This is a genomic window from Actinoplanes sp. KI2 (genome assembly GCF_025630775.1).
Lineage (GTDB): Bacteria > Actinomycetota > Actinomycetes > Mycobacteriales > Micromonosporaceae > Actinoplanes.
This window is the reverse complement of record NZ_JAOSZE010000100.1, coordinates 1-4,238: the sequence shown is the minus strand read 5'-3', so window position 1 is coordinate 4,238 and position 4,238 is coordinate 1. Positions and strand designations below refer to the sequence as shown.

Annotated in this window: 3 protein-coding genes; all 3 read left to right on the top strand. The window is 65.3% G+C overall.

What is annotated here, in order from left to right:
- The coding region (locus ODJ79_RS46340) for a restriction endonuclease (RefSeq protein ID WP_263030145.1) at positions 1-1,395 on the top strand (1,395 nt) is incomplete at its 5' end.
- A gap of 646 nt (positions 1,396-2,041) precedes the next feature.
- Positions 2,042-3,394 (top strand): alpha/beta hydrolase, encoded by a 1,353-nt coding sequence (locus ODJ79_RS46335; protein ID WP_263030144.1) that lies wholly within the window; start codon positions 2,042-2,044, stop codon positions 3,392-3,394.
- A 179-nt stretch (positions 3,395-3,573) separates the two neighbouring features.
- On the top strand, positions 3,574-4,122 hold the full coding sequence (locus ODJ79_RS46330) for an AAA family ATPase (protein WP_263030143.1): 549 nt from the start codon (positions 3,574-3,576) through the stop codon (positions 4,120-4,122).
- Positions 4,123-4,238: the final 116 nt, after the last annotated feature.

Genomic DNA, 4,238 nt, shown 5'->3' with positions numbered 1-4,238 from the left:
ACGGCTTCCGCTTCCGATCGAGTAAGCGAATTGACCGGCATTCTCGCTAGATCACTCGCTTTGCCACCGCCACGTGTAAGTCTCGATCAGCTTAAGAGAACGCCGGTGAAGGTGCCGCTCGACCTTGGCCCCGACGCGCGCCCGGCACCCGCTCCACAGTGGCAAGACTTCGAGCCCGCGCCGCCGGGACCCGTCGGTCGGCTGTTCGGCGGTGAGGCACGGTACGCAAGGGAACGTGAGGCTGCGGAGCGGGCTTTTGCCGCGGAGGGCGAGAGATACCAAGCTGCCGAGACGGCCAGGCAACGCTGTGTCGCCGCGGCCCGAACTGCGCAGAAGCAGCGGCAAGATGCAGTTGACGCTGAGGTCGCCAAGTACAACAGCAACATCGCGGCATTCGCAACAGCGGTACACAACGGCGATCGGCACGCAGTCAGCCGCTACTTTCAGATCATGATCGACCAGGTCTCTGATCCGGAAGGGTTTCCCCGCCAGCGCCTGGCCGGTTACGTTCCTGAGTCGACGCTACTTGCCCTTGAGTGGCGCCTCCCCACACCGGACATCGTGCCGGCAAAGAAGTCCTTTAGATGGATCAAGGCCCGGAACGAGATCGATGCCACGGCACGCCCGGCGGCGGAGATGCGGACGATCTATCAGACGCTCGTCGCACAACTGGCTCTCCGCGCCCTACGATCGATTTTCGCTACCGAGCGCTCAGGCCTGGTCAGCACTGTCGTTTTCAATGGCATAGTGGACGCAATCGACCCCACCACGGGACAGCCGGTCCAGCCCTGCCTGATTACGTTGCGGGCCACACGCGAACAGTTCGAAGGTCTCGTACTGGAGCAGCTGGACCCCGTAGCTTGCATCCGAAGGTACTTTGCCGCCGACGTTTCTCGACATCCGGAAGAATTGGAGCCCGTCACGCCTGTCATGGAGTTCAAGATGGCCGACCCGCGCATCATAGATCCAGTGGACGTGATCAGTGGGTTGGACAAGAGGCCGAATCTTCTTGAACTAACTTCCAAAGAATTCGAGTACTTTGTCCACAACCTCTTCGATCGGATGGGCTTCGACACCAAGCTTTTCAGGGCCGACGGGGACGGCGGTGTCGACTGCGTCGCCTATGATCCGACCCCTATCCGCGGCGGAAAGTATGTCATTCAGGCCAAGCTCTACCGAAAGACCGTGCCGCCGACAGCCGTCCGAGATCTGTACGGAACGATGCAGCACGAAGGCGCCAAAAGTGGCATTCTGATCACAACAAGCGGATACGGCCCCAGTAGTTACGAGTTTGCGAACGGCAAGCCTCTCCAGCTTATTGACGGCAGTGGGCTATTGGCGATCTGCCAGGAGTACAACATTCCTGCACGCATCGTCCGCATCTCCAGCAAATAGGAGGAGATGACGGCGAATAGTGTCGATGGGCCTGCGGCTGACGTGCGAGTCCGGTTGGGCTCTGCGGCAAAGGCTGAGGCCTGTGGCGGCCTGTCCCACCCTGCGCGACTCGGCCAGTGGGCGCGACCACCGCACCGTGGGGTCCGGGGGTCGCTCCCGGGCAAGTGGAGGTGGACCGGACGTGGCACAACCCGAACCGAACCGCATACCGGCAGCTCACGGGCCGATCGTGGTGGTGACTGCGGTCCGTCGGCGCGTGGCGTGACGACAGCTACACACCCGGCGTCAATGCCCAGGCAAGTACGTCCTGGACACGCAGCGGTTGTGTCCACGGGGGAGTGGTGTAGAAGACGATCACCGCGAAGATCCAGGCTGATGGCGGTGGGTGGGCTCGGGTGAGTCCAGCGCGTCCTGGGGCCGACCCGTTAGCTCGCGTACGCGTGTATGTCGTCGGCATGTCGACGCCGCTCCCATCACCCGCTCCTGAGGTGTCGCATGGCACCTCCGCAGATCGTTCTCTCGACCAGTACTTGTCGCGGTGGGCCCCCGCGAGTACAGCGGCGTTGTCAACCCCGGCAACACTTCAGGGTTCGATCCGGGATCTTCCGGATCAACCGGAAGGCTCCCATCAACAAGACTCGAATCCATGAACTCCCTCTTGACCGTCCTGCTGGTCGCGGCCATGCCGGTCCCGGCCGCCCCACCGGGCGACACCCTCGACTGGCACGACTGCGGCAAGGCGCTCGACGCCCAATGCGCCACGCTTACTGTCCCCGCCGACTGGTCGCATCCTGGCGCCGGCACGATCGGCCTTCCCGTGGCCCGTCGCGCCGCCACCGACCAGGCCCACAAGGTCGGCACGCTGGTCTTCGGCCCAGGCGGTCCCTGGGACTCGGGCGTCGACCGGGTCGCCAACGGCTACCGCCGGTTCGGCGACGACGTGCTCAGCCGCTTCGACATCGTGAGTTTCGACCCGCGCGGCTCGAGCAACGGCCGCCCGCTCCCGTGCGACACCACCGGGCTGCCCGCGGCGCCCGCCCCGGTGCTCACCAGCCAGGCCGACTTCGACGCCGCCATCGCGTACAACCGCAAGCTCTGGGAACGGTGCTCCACTTCGTACGGGGAAGTCTGGAACCACGCGGACATGATCAGCAACGCCCGGGACGTGGACGCGCTGCGCACTGCGCTCGGGGTCCGGCAGATCAGCTTCCACGGCAGCTCGTACGGCACACTGCTCGGCGAGACCTATGCGGAGAGGTACCCCGGACGGGTGCGGGCCATGGTGCTCGAATCAGTCGACGACCACAGCGCTCGTACCACCGCGGCTTTCCTCACCGCACAGGCGACGGCGTTCGAGGACGCCTTCGACGACTTCGCAAGGTGGTGCGATTCCACCGCATCGTGCGCGCTCAACCCACTCGGCGGCGCCCGCACAGTGTGGCATCGGCTGATCGGTACGCACAACCAGTTCGACCTGGCGGCCGTCGCCCTGAAACGGCTCAAGGACGCCGAGTACGCGGTGCTGGCCGGCTATCTGGCCACAGTGGACGGCGGCGGCCCGGCGCTGCACGTTACCGACATGGGCGTGGTGATCCCGGCGTTCTGCGCGGATTGGTCGCTGCCGGTGCGCGACTACGCCTCGTACGCGGCGCTGCTCCGAAAGACCTCCGCGGTCGCACCGGACACGGGCTACCCGGCGCAGGTGTTCGCCCTGACCATGTGCCTGGGCTGGCCGCGGGTCGCCGACCCGCAGCACGCACTGACCGTGCGCACGGCCGCACCGCTGTTGCTGCTCAACTCAAGGCACGACCCGGCGACGGGCCTGAGCTGGGCGCAGTCGGTCGAGCGGCAACTCGGCCGGCACGGGGTGCTGGTCACGTACGAGGGGGCGGGGCATGGCTCGTATTCGATCAGCGACTGCATGAAACGGGTGGCCGACGACTACTTGGTGTCGCTGGCAGTGCCACCGCGCGGCACGACCTGCCCGGCCGTAGGCTAGCGGAATGTGCGGGTCGGCCGCGTCGGGCTGGCTCCGGATGTCCAGGCCAGTTGTTGCTGGAGCAAGTCTTGTTCGGCGGGGTTCGCCGGGAGCGCGGGCGCGTCCGTCCGCTTGCGTGCCGCTGCGGCTGAGGCAGTCAAACGGGTTCGCCCCCGCGCGGATCGTGGAATCATGCCTTCATGGCCGACTACATCGTCCTGGTCAACGGCCTGCCCGGATCCGGCAAGACGACACTGGCCAACCAACTCGCTACTGCCATGGGCGTTCCGCTGATCTGCAAAGACGTTCTCAAGGAGGCGATGGCGGCCGCCCTGCCCGGCCTCCCCACGACGGCATTCGGTCCAGTGGCGAGCGAAACCATGTGGGATCTGGCCGCAGCCACCCCAGGTCTGGTCATCCTCGAATCCTGGTGGTTCAAACCCCGAGACCTCGGCTACGTCCAGAATGGTCTTCGCCGGTGCGTCAACCCTGCGACTGTTGAAATCTGGTGCGACGTCCCCGCCTCGCTGGCACGAGAACGCTTTCGAAACCGCCGCCGAGCCGCCCTTCATGACGACGATCGTCAACTCGTGCAGTCCTGGCCTCGGTGGGCTGCGGAAGCCGAACCACTCGGCATTACCGCCAAAATCATGATCAAGACCGACCAACCTACTGCAGTCGCGAAACTGGCCGACGAAATCAACAACACGCTCGGTCTCCCGAACGCGGACACCCAAACGTCGGAATGACTATCGAGCAGCTCGCCCCCTGAGCCGTCGAGGCGTCGAGGCGTCGAGGCGTCGGGGCTGGTCGTCTGCTGCAACTCACCAGGGATGTTGTCGCCCTCCGGCCGTGACCAGACCGC